22 protein-coding genes and 1 riboswitch are annotated in these 17,118 nt (G+C 73.0%); of the genes, 8 read left to right on the top strand and 14 right to left on the bottom strand.

Going from position 1 to position 17,118, the window contains the following annotated elements:
- Positions 1–50: 50 nt before the first annotated feature.
- The 3 genes from OHQ87_RS21770 to OHQ87_RS21760 form a co-directional block, all read right to left on the bottom strand.
- Positions 51–230: a hypothetical protein gene (locus OHQ87_RS21770; protein ID WP_328340610.1), complete on the bottom strand. Its 180-nt coding sequence runs from the start codon at positions 228–230 to the stop codon at positions 51–53.
- Between the two features lie 144 nt (positions 231–374).
- Positions 375–722, bottom strand: a complete 348-nt coding sequence (locus OHQ87_RS21765) for a thioredoxin family protein (protein WP_328340607.1) — start codon at positions 720–722, stop codon at positions 375–377.
- Entirely contained in the window at positions 692–1,084 is a 393-nt protein-coding gene (locus tag OHQ87_RS21760) for a MerR family transcriptional regulator (RefSeq protein WP_328340605.1), read from the bottom strand. The genes OHQ87_RS21765 and OHQ87_RS21760 overlap by 31 nt, the downstream gene beginning before the upstream one ends.
- A gap of 170 nt (positions 1,085–1,254) precedes the next feature.
- Here OHQ87_RS21760 and OHQ87_RS21755 point away from each other — a divergent pair, with 170 nt between their 5' ends.
- Positions 1,255–1,926: a dienelactone hydrolase family protein gene (locus OHQ87_RS21755; RefSeq protein WP_328340603.1), complete on the top strand. Its 672-nt coding sequence runs from the start codon at positions 1,255–1,257 to the stop codon at positions 1,924–1,926.
- A 135-nt stretch (positions 1,927–2,061) separates the two neighbouring features.
- On the opposite strand, the gene OHQ87_RS21750 is transcribed toward OHQ87_RS21755, so the two are convergent.
- Complete coding sequence (locus OHQ87_RS21750) at positions 2,062–3,228, bottom strand: AI-2E family transporter (RefSeq protein ID WP_328340602.1); 1,167 nt, start codon at positions 3,226–3,228, stop codon at positions 2,062–2,064.
- Between the two features lie 169 nt (positions 3,229–3,397).
- Between OHQ87_RS21750 and OHQ87_RS21745 the strand changes: the two genes are divergently transcribed.
- The 3 genes from OHQ87_RS21745 to OHQ87_RS21735 all read left to right on the top strand — a co-directional run bounded on the left by OHQ87_RS21745 (position 3,398) and on the right by OHQ87_RS21735 (position 5,226).
- A complete protein-coding gene (locus OHQ87_RS21745) occupies positions 3,398–3,580 on the top strand; it encodes an antitoxin (RefSeq protein ID WP_088643551.1) in 183 nt (60 codons plus the stop codon).
- A gap of 186 nt (positions 3,581–3,766) precedes the next feature.
- Positions 3,767–4,975, top strand: coding sequence for a cytochrome P450 (locus OHQ87_RS21740; protein WP_328340601.1), 1,209 nt, complete (start codon positions 3,767–3,769; stop codon positions 4,973–4,975).
- 20 nt (positions 4,976–4,995) lie between these two features.
- Positions 4,996–5,226 (top strand): ferredoxin, encoded by a 231-nt coding sequence (locus tag OHQ87_RS21735; protein ID WP_328340599.1) that lies wholly within the window; start codon positions 4,996–4,998, stop codon positions 5,224–5,226.
- Positions 5,227–5,278: 52 nt separating this feature from the next.
- Here OHQ87_RS21735 and OHQ87_RS21730 read toward each other — a convergent pair whose 3' ends face one another.
- The 7 genes from OHQ87_RS21730 to OHQ87_RS21700 all read right to left on the bottom strand — a co-directional run bounded on the left by OHQ87_RS21730 (position 5,279) and on the right by OHQ87_RS21700 (position 10,075).
- Positions 5,279–5,884 (bottom strand): hemerythrin domain-containing protein, encoded by a 606-nt coding sequence (locus OHQ87_RS21730; RefSeq protein ID WP_328340597.1) that lies wholly within the window; start codon positions 5,882–5,884, stop codon positions 5,279–5,281.
- Positions 5,885–6,074: 190 nt separating this feature from the next.
- Positions 6,075–6,500 (bottom strand): pyridoxamine 5'-phosphate oxidase family protein, encoded by a 426-nt coding sequence (locus OHQ87_RS21725; protein WP_328340595.1) that lies wholly within the window; start codon positions 6,498–6,500, stop codon positions 6,075–6,077.
- A 46-nt stretch (positions 6,501–6,546) separates the two neighbouring features.
- On the bottom strand, positions 6,547–6,909 hold the full coding sequence (locus OHQ87_RS21720; protein ID WP_328340593.1) for a YkvA family protein: 363 nt from the start codon (positions 6,907–6,909) through the stop codon (positions 6,547–6,549).
- A gap of 101 nt (positions 6,910–7,010) precedes the next feature.
- On the bottom strand, positions 7,011–8,054 hold the full coding sequence (locus tag OHQ87_RS21715) for an IS110 family transposase (RefSeq protein WP_328338473.1): 1,044 nt from the start codon (positions 8,052–8,054) through the stop codon (positions 7,011–7,013).
- A gap of 254 nt (positions 8,055–8,308) precedes the next feature.
- A complete protein-coding gene (locus OHQ87_RS21710; protein WP_328340590.1) occupies positions 8,309–9,106 on the bottom strand; it encodes a hypothetical protein in 798 nt (265 codons plus the stop codon).
- Between the two features lie 168 nt (positions 9,107–9,274).
- Positions 9,275–9,643: a hypothetical protein gene (locus OHQ87_RS21705; protein WP_328340589.1), complete on the bottom strand. Its 369-nt coding sequence runs from the start codon at positions 9,641–9,643 to the stop codon at positions 9,275–9,277.
- 99 nt (positions 9,644–9,742) lie between these two features.
- On the bottom strand, positions 9,743–10,075 hold the full coding sequence (locus tag OHQ87_RS21700; protein ID WP_328340588.1) for a helix-turn-helix transcriptional regulator: 333 nt from the start codon (positions 10,073–10,075) through the stop codon (positions 9,743–9,745).
- Between the two features lie 212 nt (positions 10,076–10,287).
- Here OHQ87_RS21700 and OHQ87_RS21695 point away from each other — a divergent pair, with 212 nt between their 5' ends.
- Positions 10,288–10,998 (top strand): carbonic anhydrase, encoded by a 711-nt coding sequence (locus OHQ87_RS21695; protein WP_328340586.1) that lies wholly within the window; start codon positions 10,288–10,290, stop codon positions 10,996–10,998.
- A gap of 62 nt (positions 10,999–11,060) precedes the next feature.
- On the opposite strand, the gene OHQ87_RS21690 is transcribed toward OHQ87_RS21695, so the two are convergent.
- The 3 genes from OHQ87_RS21690 to OHQ87_RS21680 form a co-directional block, all read right to left on the bottom strand.
- Complete coding sequence (locus tag OHQ87_RS21690; RefSeq protein WP_328340584.1) at positions 11,061–12,086, bottom strand: coiled-coil domain-containing protein; 1,026 nt, start codon at positions 12,084–12,086, stop codon at positions 11,061–11,063.
- A 3-nt stretch (positions 12,087–12,089) separates the two neighbouring features.
- Positions 12,090–12,221, bottom strand: a riboswitch (cyclic di-AMP (ydaO/yuaA leader).
- A gap of 166 nt (positions 12,222–12,387) precedes the next feature.
- Entirely contained in the window at positions 12,388–13,731 is a 1,344-nt protein-coding gene (locus OHQ87_RS21685) for a YibE/F family protein (protein WP_328340582.1), read from the bottom strand.
- 203 nt (positions 13,732–13,934) lie between these two features.
- Positions 13,935–14,234, bottom strand: a complete 300-nt coding sequence (locus OHQ87_RS21680; protein WP_328340580.1) for a metal-sensitive transcriptional regulator — start codon at positions 14,232–14,234, stop codon at positions 13,935–13,937.
- 95 nt (positions 14,235–14,329) lie between these two features.
- On the opposite strand from OHQ87_RS21680, the gene OHQ87_RS21675 reads away from it, so the two are divergent.
- The 3 genes from OHQ87_RS21675 to OHQ87_RS21665 are packed head-to-tail and all read left to right on the top strand — an operon-like array spanning position 14,330 to position 17,089.
- Complete coding sequence (locus OHQ87_RS21675; protein WP_328340578.1) at positions 14,330–14,536, top strand: heavy-metal-associated domain-containing protein; 207 nt, start codon at positions 14,330–14,332, stop codon at positions 14,534–14,536.
- A 34-nt stretch (positions 14,537–14,570) separates the two neighbouring features.
- A complete protein-coding gene (locus OHQ87_RS21670; protein ID WP_328340576.1) occupies positions 14,571–14,816 on the top strand; it encodes a hypothetical protein in 246 nt (81 codons plus the stop codon).
- Positions 14,813–17,089, top strand: coding sequence for a heavy metal translocating P-type ATPase (locus OHQ87_RS21665; RefSeq protein ID WP_328340574.1), 2,277 nt, complete (start codon positions 14,813–14,815; stop codon positions 17,087–17,089). Before OHQ87_RS21670 ends, OHQ87_RS21665 begins: the two co-directional genes overlap by 4 nt.
- Positions 17,090–17,118 lie beyond the last annotated feature (29 nt).

The raw sequence follows: 17,118 nt of genomic DNA, 5'->3' as shown, positions 1-17,118 counted from the left end.
CCACACAACGTGCCTGGTGTCCTCCCTCGACCCCGACGGCCGCCGGGGGGTCAGAACTGAGGGCCGTCGGAGGGGCGGCCAGCGGCATCGCGCGGTGCCACCGCCCGCGGGTCGTCCGGGGTACGCGCCTGCGCCGCCTCGTCCGCCCAGTCGGGGTTGTGCTCGGCGTCCTGTTCGGGGCGCTCCTGCTCGATGGTCCGGGTCTGCTGACGTGCCTTCCGCTTGGCCATGGCGAACCTCGTGATCCGTGCGGGGCGCGGCTGCGCCGGTGTCCCGCCCGACTTCCCGCCCGCCACCGCCGCAAACGGCACCAGCCTCCGACATCGCCGCCCGGACATCGCGGCAGACGCCGCCGTGCCGGTGCGGTTCGGTGTTCAGCCGTCGAGGTGGCGGGTGAAGGCGAGCCGCAGGTGGTTCTTCGGCCGGGCGCCGATGATCGAGCCGACCACCTCGCCGCCGACGAACACCAGCATGGTGGGCAGCGACATCACCCCGTAGGTCCGGGCGGTGGCGGGGTTCGCGTCGGTGTCCACGGTGACCACCCGAAGCCGGTCGCCGAACTCCTCGGCCAGTTCGGCCAGGTGTCGGGAGGTCCCGACGCAGGGCGGGCACCAGTCCGCCCAGAAGTCGACCACCACCGGCCGGTCGGCGGTCAGCACCGTGTCGGCGAAGGTGGCGTCGGTGACGGCGGTCAGCGGTCCCGCTGCCGTGTCCTGAGACATGTTTCCTCCCGTTGCGTGATGGCCTGGGTGAGCTGTTCGTGCAGCTGGCGTCGTACCGTGCCGAGCCGGTCGAGGTAGGCGTCCACCTCGGCCAGCTTTCGGCGCAGCACGGCGACCGAGTCGGGGCAGACGTCCCCGGAGGCGTGGCCGGCCCGCAGACAGGCCACGAACGGCCGGATGTCGTCGAGGCCGAAGCCGACCGCCAGCAGCGCCCGGATCTCGTGCACCACCCGCAGCTCGGCCTCGTCGTACACCCGGTAGCCGTTGGCCGAGCGGCGTGGCCGGACCAGCCCGTGCGTCTCGTAGTACCGCAGCGTGCGGGTGCTCGTGCCGGCCCGTTCCGCCAGCTCACCGATCAGCATCCGACCTCCTCGGCCCGTCCCTGGCGTCACGCTAGACCTTGTCGCCGGTGTCAAGGCAACGGGCGAGCGCGGCACCGGGCGAGCGCGGCACCGGGCGAGGGCGGCAAGGGTGAGATCGGCCACCGGGCGGGTAACCGCCACCGACCGCACGGGCGGAAAGGAGCAACACCATGGGGGTACGCGCCGAGGCGACGGTGCCGCTGCCGGACGCCCGGTTGCCGGCGGACGTCGACGGGCCGGACGACGCGACAGGTGTGGTGCTCTTCGCCCACGGCAGTGGCAGCTCCCGGCACAGCCCGCGCAACGTGGCGGTGGCCCGGGTGCTCCAACGCCGAAGGTTGGTGACCGTGCTGGTGGATCTGCTCACCGCCGAGGAGGACGCGGTCGACGCCCGTACCGCCGAGCTGCGCTTCGACATCGACCTGCTGGCCGGTCGGCTCGCCGGGATCGTCGACTGGCTCGGGGCGGAACCCACGCTGGGCCGGCTGCCGGTCGGCCTGTTCGGGGCGAGCACAGGTGCCGCCGCCGCCCTGGTGGCCGCCGCCGGACGTCCGCAGCGGGTCGGCGCGGTGGTGTCCCGGGGTGGCCGGCCCGACCTGGCAGGCCCGGCCCTGGCCGAGGTACGCGCGCCGACGTTGCTGCTGGTGGGGGGCCTCGACGAGCAGGTGATCACGCTGAACGAGCAGGCCGCCGGGCTGCTGACCGCCCCGCACGAGCTGAGGGTGGTGCCCGGTGCCACCCACCTGTTCGAGGAACCGGGCACGCTGGACGAGGTCGCCGACGCCGCCGCCGGCTGGTTCACCCGGCACCTCTCCGTCCCGACCCGACAGCCCTCATTGTGATGATCTTGGAAAGCTGCGGTGGCTCGGGTCGCGGGGGCGGCTGGGGCGGCGACACGAGGCCCGGCGGCGTCTCGTCGTTGTCGCACGTCCTTTCCACGATCATGGCCAGCGGTGTGGGGGTGATGGATCGGTGGGTCAGGCGGGGGTGGCGGGTGGGTCGGTGTGGCGGTGGTGCGGGCGGTCGTCCGGCGGCGTCGACGCGGCCTGCTCGCGGTGCCGCTGGACTGTGTCGACCACCCGGTAGGCGACCGCCGCGATCGGCACCGAGACGAACGCCCCCGCGATGCCGGCGATCAGCGTGCCGGCGGTGACCACCACCAGGATCACCGCCGGGTGCAGCTGCACCTGCCGCTTCATGATCAACGGCTCCAGCAGGTTGCCCTCGATCTGCTGGACGGCGATCACCGCCGCCAGCACCAGCAACGCGGTGGTCGGGCCGTTGGCGGCCAACGCCACCAGGACGGCGACCGCGCCGGCCACCGTCGCCCCGATGATCGGGACGAAGCCGCCGAGGAAGGTGATCAGCGCCAGTGGCAGCGCCAACGGCACCCCGAGCAGCACCAGCGCCAGCCCGATGCCGATCGCGTCGATGGCCGCGATGAGCATCGTGCCCCGGCTGTACGAGCCGAGGGTCCGCCAGCCGGCCCGGCCCGCCTCGGCGGTCACCGTACGGTTCGGGCCGGTCATCCGGCGCAGCACCCAGTGCCACATCGACCGGCCGTCCTTGAGCAGGAAGAACAGCAGCACCAGGGCGAGCAGGGTGGAGCCGGCCGCCTCGGCCGCCGTACGGGCCCCGCCGACCGGGTCGGGGGCGCCGCCGCCCAGGCCGTCCCGGACCTGCCCGACCAGCTTGTCGAGTTGGGCGTCACTGACCGGCAGGGTCTCGGTGACGAAGTCGCGGGAGCGTTGCAGCCCTTCGTCGAGCTGTTGGCTCAGCTCCCCGAACTGGGCGGCGGTCAGGTTCCACACCAGCACCCCCACCCCGACCAGCACGCCGAGCAGCAACAGGACGGTCAGCAGGGCGGCCGGCGCGGCCGGCACCCGTAGCCGCCGCAGGCCCAGCAGCACCGGATCCAGCAGCGCGGTGAGGAACAGGGTCACCGCCACCGCGATCGCCAGCGGCGCCAGCAGCACCGCCACCTTGCCCAGCAGGTAGCACCCGAGCACCACGACCACCAGGCAGGCGCTCCACACCACCGCCGTGCGGACCAGCCAGGGCAGCGTCGCCCAGGCCTGCCGTGGGGTGGGGCGGGCGCCCGCCGCCGTCACTTCGGGCGTACGCCCGGCACCGTCCTCGACCACGTCGGATCCTCCTCGGTCTCGGCGGGGTCGATACCCGACCCGGTCGGTCTCGACACCCGGTCGGCCCACCCCGCGCCCCGGCTCGCCTGCTGCCGCCGTGCCACGGCGCGCCGTGGTGTTTGCGCCCGGGTGGTCGGGGAACCAGCAGGCTGACGACGAGGAGGACGTCATGAGCGATTTCATGAACAAGGCCAAGGACTTCGCCGACAAGCACGACAAGCAGGTCGATCAGGGTCTGGACAAGGCCGGCGACTACGCCGACAAGCGGACCGGCGGCAGGTACGACGAGCAGATCGACAAGGGTGTCGACGCGGCCCAGGCGCGCACCGGTGAGGGCGACCAGGGTCGCTGAGCGCTTCCCACCTGCCGGGCCACCGAACACGGGTGGCCCGGCAGTGTCGTGTCAAAAACTGCTCACCTCTGGCAACCATCGAAGAGTCTCGCTACTATCCGCAGTCGGGGCATGACTCACCGTGGAGTCGTGTGGAGTGGACCGGCGCGCGGCACTGCGGGCCGTCGACGAGAGGGAGCATCCCCGGTGACCGAGACAACGCACGCCACGATCGCCCGGCCGTATCCGTTCAGCGATCCGCACCGGCTCGACGTCGACCCCCGCTACGCCGGGCTGCGGCGCGACGAGCCGCTGATCCGGGTCCAACTCCCGTACGGCGAACCGGCCTGGCTGGCCACCCGGCACGCCGACGTGCGTACCGTGCTGGGCGACCCCCGGTTCAGCCGGGCCGCCGCCGTCGGCCGGGACGAGCCGCGCAGCATCCCGTACCAGCGGGAGGCCGGCATCCTCGGAATGGATCCGCCCGAGCACAGCCGGCTGCGCCGGTTGGCGGCGAAGGCGTTCACCGCCCGCCGGGTCGAGGAACTCCGCCCGCGTACCCGGGAGCTGGCCGGGGAACTGGTGGCCGGCATGATCGCCGCCGGGTCACCGGCCGATCTGGTCGCGCACGTCGCCACCCCGCTGCCCATCCGGGTCATCTGCGACATGCTCGGGGTGCCGGTCGCCGACCAGGACCGGTTCCACACCTGGTCGGAGGCGATCGTGTCGACCACGTCGCTACGACCGGAGGTGGCACAGAGCTATCTCGACAACCTGTTGTCGTACATGGCCGGGCTGATCGCCCAGCGGCGGGTGACGCCCACCGACGACCTGATCGGGGCGATGGTCCGGGCCCGCGACGAGAACGCCGACCGACTCACCGAGGACGAGGTGGTACGCCTGGCGGCGGGGCTGCTGGCCGCCGGGCACGAGACCACCGTGACCCAGATCCCCAACCTGGTCTACGTCCTGCTGACCGAGCCGGACGTCTGGCAGCGGCTGTGCGCCGAGCCGGCCCTGGTGCCGTCCGCCGTGGAGGAGCTGCTGCGCTTCATCCCGCTCGGTGCCACCTCCGCGTTCGCCCGGTACGCCCTGGTGGACGTCGAGCTCGGTGGGGTGCTGGTCCGGGCCGGGGAACCGGTGCTGGTCTCCATCCCCTCGGCCAATCGGGACGAGACCGTCTTCCCCGACGCCGACCGGTTGGACCTCGACCGGGAGGCCAACCCGCACCTCGCCTTCGGGCACGGGCCGCACCACTGCATCGGTGCCCAACTGGCCAGGATGGAACTCCAGGTGGTGATCGAGACGCTGTTGGCCAGGGCCCCGGGCCTGCGATTGGCGGTGCCCCAGTCGGCGCTGACCTGGAAGAGCGGCCTGCTGGTCCGGGGCCTGACGGCGTTGCCCGTCGGCTGGTAGCGGAAGGGACGATGGGGCAGATGGGGGAGCGCGGCTGGCGGGTGCACGTGGACCCGACCCGGTGCATCGGGACGGGAATCTGCGCGGGCTACGCCCCGACCCACTTCGTGCTGGTGGACGGGTTGTCCCGGCCGGTGGCCGAGCGGATCGACCCGGCGGAAGCGGTGCTGGACGCCGCCGAGTCCTGCCCGATGGAGGCGATCGTGGTCTCCGACGCGGCGGACGACAGCCGGATCGCTCCGGAACCCTGACCGGGTGGTGGTCGCCTCCGGCGGGGTACCCGGAAGCGACCACCACCCCCGCTCAGTCCTGCGCGTCGTCGTGCAGTTCCGCCATGGTGGTCGGTCGCCCGCTCAGCGCGTCCCTGATCCGGTCGACCAGCCCGGTGCCGGGGTTGATCAGCCGGTTCGCCGGCGGGTGGTCCGGGGCGCCGGGATGCGGGCGGGTCGGCAGGTGCCGCTTCGCCGCCCGCACCCGGTCGGCCAGCTCGACGAGCTCCTCGCGGGCGACAGCCGCCCGCAGCCGGGGAAAGAGCTCCGACTCCTCCTCCTGCACGTGGTGCCGGATGGCCTTGGTCAGATGGCTGATCAGTGGCTCGAAGCGGGCGTCGGACGGGTCCAACGGCTCCAGCTCCTTCAGCGTCCGCTCGGCCGCGGCGTGCTCGGCGATCTCGTGCTCGGCGAGCTGGTCGCCGTCGGGCAGTGCCCGGCGGGCGGTCGGGTAGACGTACATCTCCTCGGCGACCGCGTGCCGGACCAACTCGGCGATCAACACGTCGGCCAGTCGGCGACGATGCTCCGCGTCACCCTGTCGGGCCGCCAGCTCCATGAAGATCGCCTCGATCTCGTGGTGGTCGGTGGTCAGGACGTCCACGACGTCCTGACCCGTGGTGGCCTGTGCGTTGCTCATCTCGGTGCCCCTTACCGGTTGCGGACGGATCGGCTCCCGGTGGGGCCTGTACCCCCGCCCCGGGCCACCCGAACCCATCACCGTCGATGAGCGGACGAGGACCCGCACGCACCTGCCCGCCGCCCGTCGTCAGTAGGCCGGCGGGTCGCGAGACGCTTTTCTGGTGGGGCAAGGCCCGCCGTCGCGGGTCCTAGTGGGACGCGGCGGGTGGGAGGGCGCCCAGGAGGCGGTTCACGGTGATCTCGATGACCACCCGCTCCGGATTGGGGCGCGGCTGGCGGTAGCGCTCGGCGTACCGGCGCTCCGCCTCGGCCACCGCCTCGGGGTCCGTGCGCAGCACCGCCCGACCCTCGATGGTCAGCCACCAGCGGCCGTCGACGTGGCAGGCCGCTACCGGAACCCCCGCCGCTCCGGCGGCCTCCACGTGCCGGGCCTTTGCCGAACCACCGGACGTGATCACCCGGGCCAGCCCGGCCGGCGCGTCGTAGGTCACCCCGACCGGTACGACGTGCGGCGTGCCGTCGGCACGCGGGGTGGTCAGCGTGGCCAGGTGCCGCTCGCGGCAGAACGCCAGGACGCGCTCGTCGTACGGGTCCAACTGGTGCCTGCCGGCCATGTCCGTTCCCCGTCCCGTGGCCGGCGTCGCCCCGGCTCGGCCCCGATCATGACACGATCTGGCGGGACCGACCCGGACCGGGCGGGGTGCCGGATCCGGCGGTCGGAGCATCCGGTCGGCCGGGCAGCGGTCGATCGGCCGTCCGGCGCTGGTGGGCCAGGCGGGTCAGATAGATCAGGGCCCCGGCCAGCACCCCCATGTCGTCCAGGTAGATCGGGTCGGGCAACACGTCGACCGGGAGGATCGTGTAGATCAGGGCGCCGTAGAAGGCCACCTTGCCGCCCATGCCGAGCGTGCCGAGCAGCCGCCGGGTGCGGACCACCCGTATCGCCAGCAGGACCGCGCCGACAAGCGTCGCCAGCGCCAGGATGCCGCCGACGACGACGAGTACCCACATCTCCCGGGACATGCCCGCAACGCTAGCCCAACCCGGCCCGCTCTGCCGTGGTCCGCCGCCGGCCCGGCGGGTCGGCGGGTCGGCCGTCGGCGGGGTGGATGCTCCTATGGATGTCAAGCGGCGAGTTGGAGATCGTTTGAGGTGATGAGCTGGTAGAGCTCGCGGGCGATGTAGCGCTTGAGGCAGCGGATGATCTCTTTCTTGGAGAGGCCTTCCTTGGTGCGGCGTTGCATGTATTCGCGGGTGTGGGGGTCCCAGCGCAGGCGGCAGAGCACGACTCGGTATAGGACGGCGTTGGCCTGGCGGTCGCCGCCGCGGTTGAGGCGGTGCCGGGTGGTCTTGCCGGACGAGGCGGGGATCGGGGCGACACCGCAGAGCATGGCGAAGGCTGCTTCGGAGGCGAGCCGTTCGTGGTTTTCGCCGGCGGTGACCAGCAGTTGGCCGGCGACGTCGGTGCCGACGCCGTTGGCGGCGAGTAGGCCGGGGTTGATGGCGGCCACCAAGGGATCGAGGACCTCGTCCAGGTCGGTGATCTCGGCGGACAGTTGTTGGTGGCGACGGGCCAGGGACCGCAGGGCGATTTTGACGGCGGTTACGGGGGCTGCGGCGTCGGCCGGGTCGAGTCGCATCCTCGCGCAGACGGTGATCAGCTGCTTGACGGTCAGGCCGGGTAGCTGGGCGCGTAGTTCGTCGGGGGCGGTGACGATCAGGGTCTTGATCTGGCGTTGGGTGTCGGCGCGCTGGTCGACGGCGCTGCGCCGGGCCACCCGCAGGTTGCGCAGGGCTTCGACGCGGCCGTCGCGCTGCTTGGGGATCCCGGTCCGGTCGCCGGCCAGGGCGGCCTTGGCCGCTTGGATGGCGTCGATCGGGTCGGACTTGCCCTGGAACCGGCGGGTCTTACGGTCGGGCCGGTCGACCTCAATCACCTCGACCTGCTCGTCGCGCAGCCGGCGGGCCAGACCGGCCCCATAAGCGCCGGTGCCCTCGATCCCGACTCGCCCCAGGCGACCGAAACCGCGCATCCAGGCCAACAACGCGGTGTAGCCGGCCACCGTGGCCGGGAACTGCTGGGTGCCCAACACTCGGCCGACCTGGTCGATCACCGCCGCGGTGTGGGTGTCCAGGTGAGTATCGACGCCGCCGGCGACCTCGATCATGGCGATATCGGGTGTAATAGAGGGCATCGTCGTCCTGTCGTTCGTGGCTGGCAGCAGGGCGGCACGCACCAGCCGGGCAACGCGGACAAGACAGAGACGGGGCCTCTAGCCAGGCTCCTATGAAGTCACAACGCCACGTCCAGTGAGTGCACGAGCACCTCCCGACCGAGGCCGACAAATCCCGTTAAGGACCCGAAGTCAGTCAGTAGCTGGGTCAGACCCCGGGCGGGAGGTGCTCACCAACATCATCTCTGTCAGTAGGCGGCGACGGCGGCCCGACCGCGCGCCACGGTGGTGTTCTCCCGGGTGGTTTCCGCCCACGGGCGGGGGTTCTCCGGCATCGGCACCACCGACTCGGCCCGTTCCGGTCGGCGGTCGATCGCCGCGAACGCCTCGTCACGCAGGCTGCGGGCCGCGGCGCCGGCCAGGTCGGCGGCCCGCCAGGCCGCCTGCTCCCGCGCGACCGCCGCCCGGTGCCGGGCCGCCAGGTGGTCCCGCGTCGCGCGGCGCAGCACCAGTTCCTGCTCCACCGGGTGCCGGCGCGGGTCCCAGCCGGCGCGGTGCGCGAAGACGTCGTCGAGTTGTGCGTCCGACAACTCGCCCCGTTGGTGCGCGTCCACGGCGGCCCGGTGCAGCCAGCGCTCCCGGTCGGCGTACTCGGCCGGGGTCTGGCCGGTGTGCGGCAGCGGCATGGCCGCGGCGGCGACGAGCCGACTGAGGTGGACCTCGGCCGACTCCAGGGTCGCCCAGGCCGACTCGACCTCGTCCTGGGCGGCCAACCACTCGGCGCGCAGCCGGCCGGCGGTGGTGCCGGCCCGGTCGGCTGCCACCGCCACCTCCTCGGCGTACCGGGTGTGCTCCCGGTCCTGCTCGGCGCGCTCCGGGTCGGTCGGCAGGGCGGCCTCCCGGAACCGGCCTGTCACCGCCGGCCGGAGCCGGTCGGGACGGACCACCAGGACCGCGACGGCGACGGCCGCGACGGCGAGCAGGATCAGCCAGATTCCGGCGGCGGCGGGGACATCGGGCAGGACGGCGGAGAACACGGTCTGCATTACCAGCACCTCACGGTGGTACAACGATGTGGACGGACGGAAGCCCGACGGACGGGGAGCTGTGGGCGGCGGGTCCTGGGACCACCGGGCCGGCTCGCGCCGGACCGGATCTCGGTCGGGAGCGGCCGTTCGCGGCGGCCGGACGGGCACCGAGGGGTGCCGCGCCGCTCAGCTCCGGGGTGGACCGCGTCGGCCGGTGGCGTCCCGGGCCGGGTCCGGCGTCGCCTCGGGGGCCCGCGCGGTGGAGCCTTCGGCGGAGGCGGCCGGCAGCGGATCCGGCCGGACGGTCTCGTCGACGATCCGTTCGTCACCGGGGCGGGTGTCGGCGAACCGCTCGTTTCCGGGCCGGTCTTCGCCGGGCAGCGCAGCCACCCGGGAGGTCACCACGGGCGGTCGGACAGCGGTGGCGGCCGGGCCGCCGGTGGTGGCGAACATCCCACCGAGACCGACCGCGAGCACCAGCGCGGTCACCGCCAGCCGGGTCAGGTCGCGCAGCCTCGACACCCAGACGGGCGGGGCGGAAGCTACGCGGATCACCCGTACAGCCTATCCACACCCGGCCGTCCGCGCAGCGTCGGCGATCCGACCGGACCGGTGACCCGGGCCACCGGGTGCCGGGTGGCGGACACCTGCCGCTCAGGCGTCGGAGTCGGCCGGGTCGGGGGTGAAGAGGGCGAGCAGGTCACCGACCTGGCGGTCGGCCTCGGCCGGGTGCCGGAAGTGCCCGCTCGGGTCGATCGTGTACTCGTTGCGGCGGCCGACCCGGGTACGCCGCAGGTAGCCGCCGGCCTCCAGGTCCGCGACGATCGCCTGGGCGGCCCGTTCGGTCACCCCGACCTCCCCTGCGACGTCCCGCAGGCGGGCGGTGGGGTTGCGGGCGATGGCGAGCAGCACGTGACCGTGGTTGGTGAGGAACGTCCAGTTCCGGGTGCTCCCGGTGCCGCCTGCCGTCGTTGCCATGCCGGTCATCGTATGGCCCGTACCCGGAAAGCCCGCCGCCGGCCGGTGTTCGCGTCCGCCCACGCCCGGCGTTCGACCCGCCGTCGACATCCCCCGGACCAACGCCTGAAACGTGTATCACGAAATCTTGACGTACCTTTCGCTGCGTGTGACCGTGGGGACACGGCCGTCGTCGCCGCCGGCCGGCGTGACCAGGTGCGATCCCGGACCGAGGTGAGGCAATGGCCCCGATCACTCCGACCCAGGCGCTGGCCGAGCTGCAAGCCGGCAACAGGCGTTTCGTCGCCGGGGCGCCCCGGCACCCCAACCAGGGCGCCGGCCACCGGGCGGCAGTCGCCGACGGCCAACACCCCTTCGCGGTCATCGTCGGGTGCTCCGACTCCCGGCTCGCCGCCGAGATCATCTTCGACCGGGGTCTGGGTGACCTCTTCGTGGTCCGGACCGCCGGGCACACCGCCGGGCCCGAGGTGCTCGGCAGCGTCGAGTACGCGGTGACGGTGCTCGGCACCCCGTTGGTGGTGGTCCTCGGGCACGACTCCTGCGGGGCGGTGCAGGCAGCCCGGGAGGCGGCCCGCACCGGCACCCAACCCCCCGGGCACCTCTATTCGGTGGTCGCCGCCGTCGGGCCCAGCCTGCGTCGGGCGGCCCAGGAGGGGGTGCACGACATCGACGGGATCGTCGACATCCACATCGCACAGACCGTCGAGGTGCTGCTCGGCAACTCCCCGGTGATCGCCGCCGAGGTGGCGGCCGGGCGTTGCGCGGTGGTCGGCATGTCCTACCGGCTGGCCGCCGGTGAGGTGCGCCCGGTGGCCCCGGCCCACGCTCCCGCCGAGTCGTCCGCCCTCACCGCCACGGTGCCCGGGTCCGTCCGGGCGACGCCGGGTGCCGACGCCGCGCCGGCCGGCGAGCCGGCGGCCGTCGCCGGCTGAGACGCGATCACGACGAGGGCCGCCCGGCTCAGCCGGGCGGCCCTCGTGTCGATCATGAACTGCTACAGCAGTGACACGTGTACGTGGTCGGTGTGGTTGGACGGTCCGGAGTACGAGCTCCAGCCGTTGGCCGGGAACCAGATCTGCCGGTTCCAGATCACGTAGTAGATGCCCAGCCGGTCCGCGTTGCGGATCAGGAATGCGGCGAGGTTGTTGCCGTACATCCGGGTGTCGTTGTTGTGCCAGGGGCTGAAGCCGCTGTTCTGCAACGACCAGTCGCACGCCTTGCCCTTGGGGTGCTCCCACGGCCCACCCGGGCGGTAGCAGCCGACGAACCGGCTGAAGCCGGCCCGCTTGACCTCCTTGTACATGTGCAGCGTGCGCGGCGTGATGCAGCCCGACGTGGTCGGGTCGTTCTCGCTGCACGACTCGCCGCGCCACTCGCCGTCGGAGGTCTGGCCCGGGGCGACGCGGGCCACCGGCGAGGTGGCGTTGACCAGGCCACCGGTGAAGCCCCGGCCGCCGACCAGGGCCAGCGCCTTGTCGGCCTCGGTCTTCTTCTTGGCCATCAGGTTGGTCTGCTTCTGCTGCTCACGCACTTCGGCGTCGACGGCGAGCTTGGCGTTCTCGGCCCGGGTCCTGGCCTCGTTGACCTCGGCCAGCTTGCCGGCGTTGACCATGTTCAGCTCGTCCAGGGCGGCGGCCCGCCGGACGAAGGTGTCCGGGGCGTCGCTCTCCAGCAGCGCGGCGACCGCGCCGACCCGACCCGTCCGGTACGACTGGGCGGCGATCTCGTTTACCTGCGGGGCCAGCGCCGCCAGCTCCTGCTCGGCCTTCTCCACCTCGATGGCGTACTCGAGTTGGCGCTTCTTGGACTTCTCCAGCCGGTTCTTCGCCGCCGAGTAATCCCGGTTGGTGGCCTCGATGACGTCGGTGAGCAGCTTCGGCTCCTCGTCCTCCTCGTGCCCGGAGGGGGTGGGCGCGTTGAGGGCGGCTGCCGCGGGGGCGGCTGCCGGACCGGCGACGATCGCCAGGGCGGCGAGTACGGCCACTGCCGGAGTCATCCAGCGGCGTAGGGGTGCCGTCACAGTTTTCCCTTCCGTCGACCGCCGACCGGGTTAGCTGACGGGTTCGGGACGGAAGTGGCCCCTACCGCTGGCGCGGATTCACCCCAGGTGCTCGGTTCCCCGGCTCGCCGTACGGCGATTGGGCGGTGGCCCCGCTGGCACCGGTGGGCGCCTTCGGCGGTGACCGGCAGCGAGGTTACCCGAGAGTCGTACCGGGGATCTACGGTCACAACTCGACAAAATGTGTATTTTTCCGATAACCGGGCGTGACCAGTGACGCGGCCGACAACTGCGACCTCGCCTCCGGTTACGCAGCGGAGTGTCACCATGCCGAGTCCGTGCTCCTTTCCGGGTCCGGCCACCGGGTGGGGGCCGGGGTGGACGGTTCGCCGTGCCGGGGCGCGCTCAGCGCCGCCAGCGCCTCGGCGCGGTCGGGCGCGGGGCGTGGGGTGGGTGTCGGCCCGGTCGGGTCGGCGTCGGCGGGACCGCGCCCGGCGGTGGTGACCAGCGCGGCCAACCCGGTGGTCAGCGGCACCGCCGCCACCAGGCCGAGGGTCGCCACCGCACTGCGGACGATCTCCTGGGCCAGGAACTCGCTGGTGAGGATCTGCCCCACCGGCCGGCTGTCGGCGGTGAGCAGGAGCAGCAGCGGCAACGAGGCTCCCGCGTAGGCCAGCACGATCGTGTTGACCGTGGAGGCGATGTGCGCCCGGCCGACCCGGGTCGCCGCCCGGTAGAGCTGCAACCGGGACAACCCCGGATTGGCGTGCGCCAGCTCGGTGACGGTGGCCGACTGGGTGACCGTCACGTCGTCCAGCACGCCGAGGGAACCGATGATGATCCCGGCCAGCAGCAGGCCGTGCAGGTCCACGTCACGCTGGTACATCGACAGCGTGGTGGCCTCCTCGCTGCCGTACCCGGTCAGGTGGGTGGCGGCGGTGGCCAGCGTGCCCAGCACGCCGGTCAGCACCAGGCTGCCCAGCGTGCCGAGCACCGCCACCGAGGTCTGCGCGGTGATCCCGTGGGTCAGGTACAGCACCACGAACATGATCAGCGCGGCGCCGGTGATCGCGATCGGCAGCGGCGCGCCCCCGGCGGAGATGCCCGGCACCACGAAGGTCAACAGGATGGCGAAGCTGGCGCCCAGACCGGCCAGCGCGGCCAGCCCGCGCAGCCGGCCGAACGCCACGATCGCCGCCGCGAACAGGGCGACCAGCCAGAGCAGCGGCGTACCCCGCTGGTGCTCGGCGATGTGGTAACTGCTCGTCGAGGGATCGGTCGGGTCGGCCAACGCGACGAGCACCACCCGGTCACCGACGGCCACCGTCGGTGCGCCGGGGCCGGACGGGATCGGCGTCTCGACCTGCTTCCCGCTGTCCGGCCCCTGCTCGACGGAGACCGTCACCGTGCCGCACGGACCGGCTGCCGCCCCGGACGGGCCGTCGGGGGTCTGCGGGGCGGGCGGGCAGGCCTCGGTCACCACCCGGGTCACCGTGCCGTGGTGGCGGGGGACCTGATCCCCCTGGTCGATCTGCGGGGTGTCACCCGGCCAGAGCGCCAGCGTGGCGATCACCGTGACGACGATGAGCGGCACCACGGTCATGACGAGGATCCGCCGCACCCCGGGCGGGGTGGACGGAGCGGGACGGGTGTGGTCGGCGCCCATGTGTGCGAGTCCTCCCAACGATCCGGGACGGGATACGTGTCAGTTGGCCAACCGGTTCATCCCACGGGCGGCGGGTCGTCGTCGGACGATGGTAGCCAGCGTCCCGGCCGACCGGCGTGGTCGACCCTGCCGGCAGGGCTCCGGCTCGTCACGGTGCGGGTGCTTCGCAGACGGGATGCCCCCCGGTCCGCACCGGAGGTGGGTCAGCCGCGCTTCATCAGGCGACCGACGGCGGCCATCATCTCGGCGGCCATCTCGTCGGCCCGGCCCTCGGCGGCCCCCTCGTGCATGCAGTGCCGGGCGTGGCCGTCGAGCAGGCCGAGGGCGACCTTGTCCAGGGCGGCCTGCACGGCGGAGATCTGGGTGAGCACGTCGATGCAGTACCGGTCGTCGTCGACCATCTTCTCGATGCCCCGGACCTGGCCCTCCACCCGGCGCAGCCGGGCCAGCAGCTGGTCCTTGCTGGTGGTGTAGCCCCGGACCGGGGTACTCGGTGTGGTCATGACCACCACGATAGCGTACCCCTGGGGGGTATGCTACGGTCGCCGGGAAAGGTACCCCTAGGGGGTATGTTCGAAGAGTGGGAGGGGAACATTCGATGATCACGAACTACCAGGTGAACGGCATGACCTGCGGGCACTGCGTCAACGCGGTGAGCGGCGAGGTGGGCGCGCTCGACGGCGTCACCGACGTCCAGGTGGACCTCTCCTCCGGCCGGGTCGCCGTCACCAGCGACCGTCCGCTCGACACCGAGGCCGTGCGCGCCGCCGTCGACGAGGCCGGCTACGACCTCGTCGAGGCGTGACGGGCCACCGGCCCGCCGGGGGCCGGGGCAACCGATGAACACGGCGACCAGGCTGGGTGGCTTCGCCCTCGGTCTCGCGGTGGTGTTCGGCGCGGCGTACGGGGCCGGTCAGCTGACCGGCCCCGTACGCCCGCCCGCCGAGACCCGCCACGACCCGGCGCACACCCCGGATCCCACCCGCCCCACCGACGCCCCTGCCCCCGGCCCCGACCCGACGCCGACCGGGACCGTCACCGGCGGGGCAGGTCACCCCCACGGTCGACCGGAGGTGCCGCGATGACCCCGACCGCGAACGACCTGCCCACCGCCCCCCACCTGATCGAACTCACCATCGGCGGGATGACCTGCGCGTCCTGCGCCGCCCGGATCGAGAAGAAGCTCAACCGGATGGACGGCGTGGAGGCGACCGTCAACTACGCCACCGAGAAGGCCACCGTCCGGTACGCCGACGAGATCACCCCGGGCGACCTGATCGCCACCGTCGAGAAGACCGGCTACACCGCAGTCGTGCCGCCGCCGCCCACCCCCGCCGGGGCGGAACCGGCCGGTGGGTCGGTGGACGAGCTGACCGCCCTGCGTACCCGGCTGCGGGTGTCGGCCGTGCTGACCGTGCCGGTGATCGTGTTGGCGATGGTGCCGGCCTGGCAGTTCACCTACTGGCAGTGGCTGTCGCTGACCCTGGCCGCCCCGGTGGTGGCGTACGGCGGGCTGCCGTTCCACCGGGCCGCCTGGACCAACCTGCGGCACGGCGCGGCGACCATGGACACCCTGGTCTCGCTCGGCACCCTCGCCGCGTTCGGCTGGTCGCTCTGGGCGCTCTTCCTCGGCGACGCCGGGATGCCCGGGATGACCCACCCGTTCCGCCTGGACGTCACCCGCACCGACGGGGCCGGCAACATCTACCTGGAGGCCGCCGCCGGGGTGACCCTGTTCCTCCTGGCCGGTCGCTACTTCGAGGCCCGGTCCAAGCGGACCGCCGGGGCGGCCCTGCGCGCCCTGCTGGAACTCGGCGCGCGCGACGTCGCGGTGCTGCGGGGCGGCACGGAGGCCCGGATCCCGGTCGACCAGCTCGTCGTGGGCGACCGGTTCGTGGTCCGACCGGGCGAGAAGATCGCCACTGACGGGCGGGTCGAGGAGGGCACCTCGGCGGTCGACGCCAGCATGCTCACCGGCGAGTCGGTGCCGGTCGAGGTCGGACCGGGCGACCTGGTGGCCGGCGCCACCGTCAACGCGGGCGGCCGGCTGGTCGTCACCGCCACCCGGGTCGGTGCGGACACCCAGCTCGCCCAGATGGCGAAACTGGTGGAGGCGGCACAGACCGGCAAGGCAGCGGTGCAGCGGTTGGCCGACCGGATCTCCGGGGTGTTCGTGCCGATCGTGATCGCGTTGGCCGTCGGCACGCTGGGCTGGTGGCTGGGCACCGGTGCCGGTCCGACCGCCGCCTTCACCGCCGCGGTGGCCGTGCTGATCATCGCCTGCCCGTGTGCCCTCGGTCTGGCCACCCCGACCGCGCTGCTGGTCGGCACCGGGCGGGGGGCCCAGCTCGGCATCCTGATCAAGGGGCCGGAGGTGCTGGAGTCCACCCGCCAGGTCGACACGGTGGTGCTGGACAAGACCGGCACGGTCACCACCGGCCGGATGACCCTGGTCGACGTCCGCCCCGCCGACGGGCAGGACCAGGCCGAACTGCTCCGGCTCGCCGGGGCGGTGGAGGCCGGCTCGGAGCATCCGATCGCGCGGGCCGTCGCGGCCGGCGCGGCCGAGGCCGGTGAACTGCCGTCGGTCACCGGGTTCGCCGCCACCGAGGGGTTGGGCGTGACCGGCACCGTCGACGGCCACGACCTCGTCGTCGGGCGGCCGGGAATGCTCCGCGAGCGGGGTCTTGACGTACCGGAGGAGGTGGTCCGGGCGGTGGCCGAGGCGGAGGCCGCCGGCCGTACGGCGGTGGTGGCGGGTTGGTCCGGGCGGGCCCGGGGCGTCCTCGCGGTCGCCGACGTGGTCCGGCCCACCAGCCGGGCGGCGATCGCCGGCCTGCGTGCCCTGGGCCTCACTCCGGTGCTGCTCACCGGGGACAACGCCACAGTCGCGCGGGCGGTCGCCGCCGAGGTGGGCATCGACCAGGTGACCGCCGAGGTGCTGCCGGTCGACAAGGTCGACGTGGTCCGCCGGCTCCAGGCACAGGGCCGTACGGTCGCCATGGTCGGTGACGGGATCAACGACGCCGCCGCCCTGGCCCAGGCCGACCTGGGGTTGGCCATGGGCACCGGCACCGACGTGGCGATCGAGGCGTCCGACCTGACCCTGGTCCGGGGCGACCTGACCGCCGCAGTGGACGCGATCCGGCTCTCCCGGCGCACCCTCGCCGTGATCAAGGGCAACCTGTTCTGGGCGTTCGCCTACAACGTGGCAGCGCTGCCACTGGCCGCCGCCGGCCTGCTCAACCCGATGATCGCCGGCGCGGCGATGGCCTTCTCCTCGGTCTTCGTGGTCGCCAACAGCCTCCGCCTCCGCCGCTTCCCGCCCGCCACCCCCCACCCCGGACAACCGCGTTGATCAAGAGGTTTGCGTCATCCGCCGACTCA

Origin of the sequence: Micromonospora sp. NBC_00421, from assembly GCF_036017915.1 — a bacterium.
Taxonomy (GTDB): domain Bacteria; phylum Actinomycetota; class Actinomycetes; order Mycobacteriales; family Micromonosporaceae; genus Micromonospora.
The sequence above is the reverse complement of the archived record's forward strand: the minus strand, read 5'-3'. Positions and strand labels throughout refer to the sequence as shown.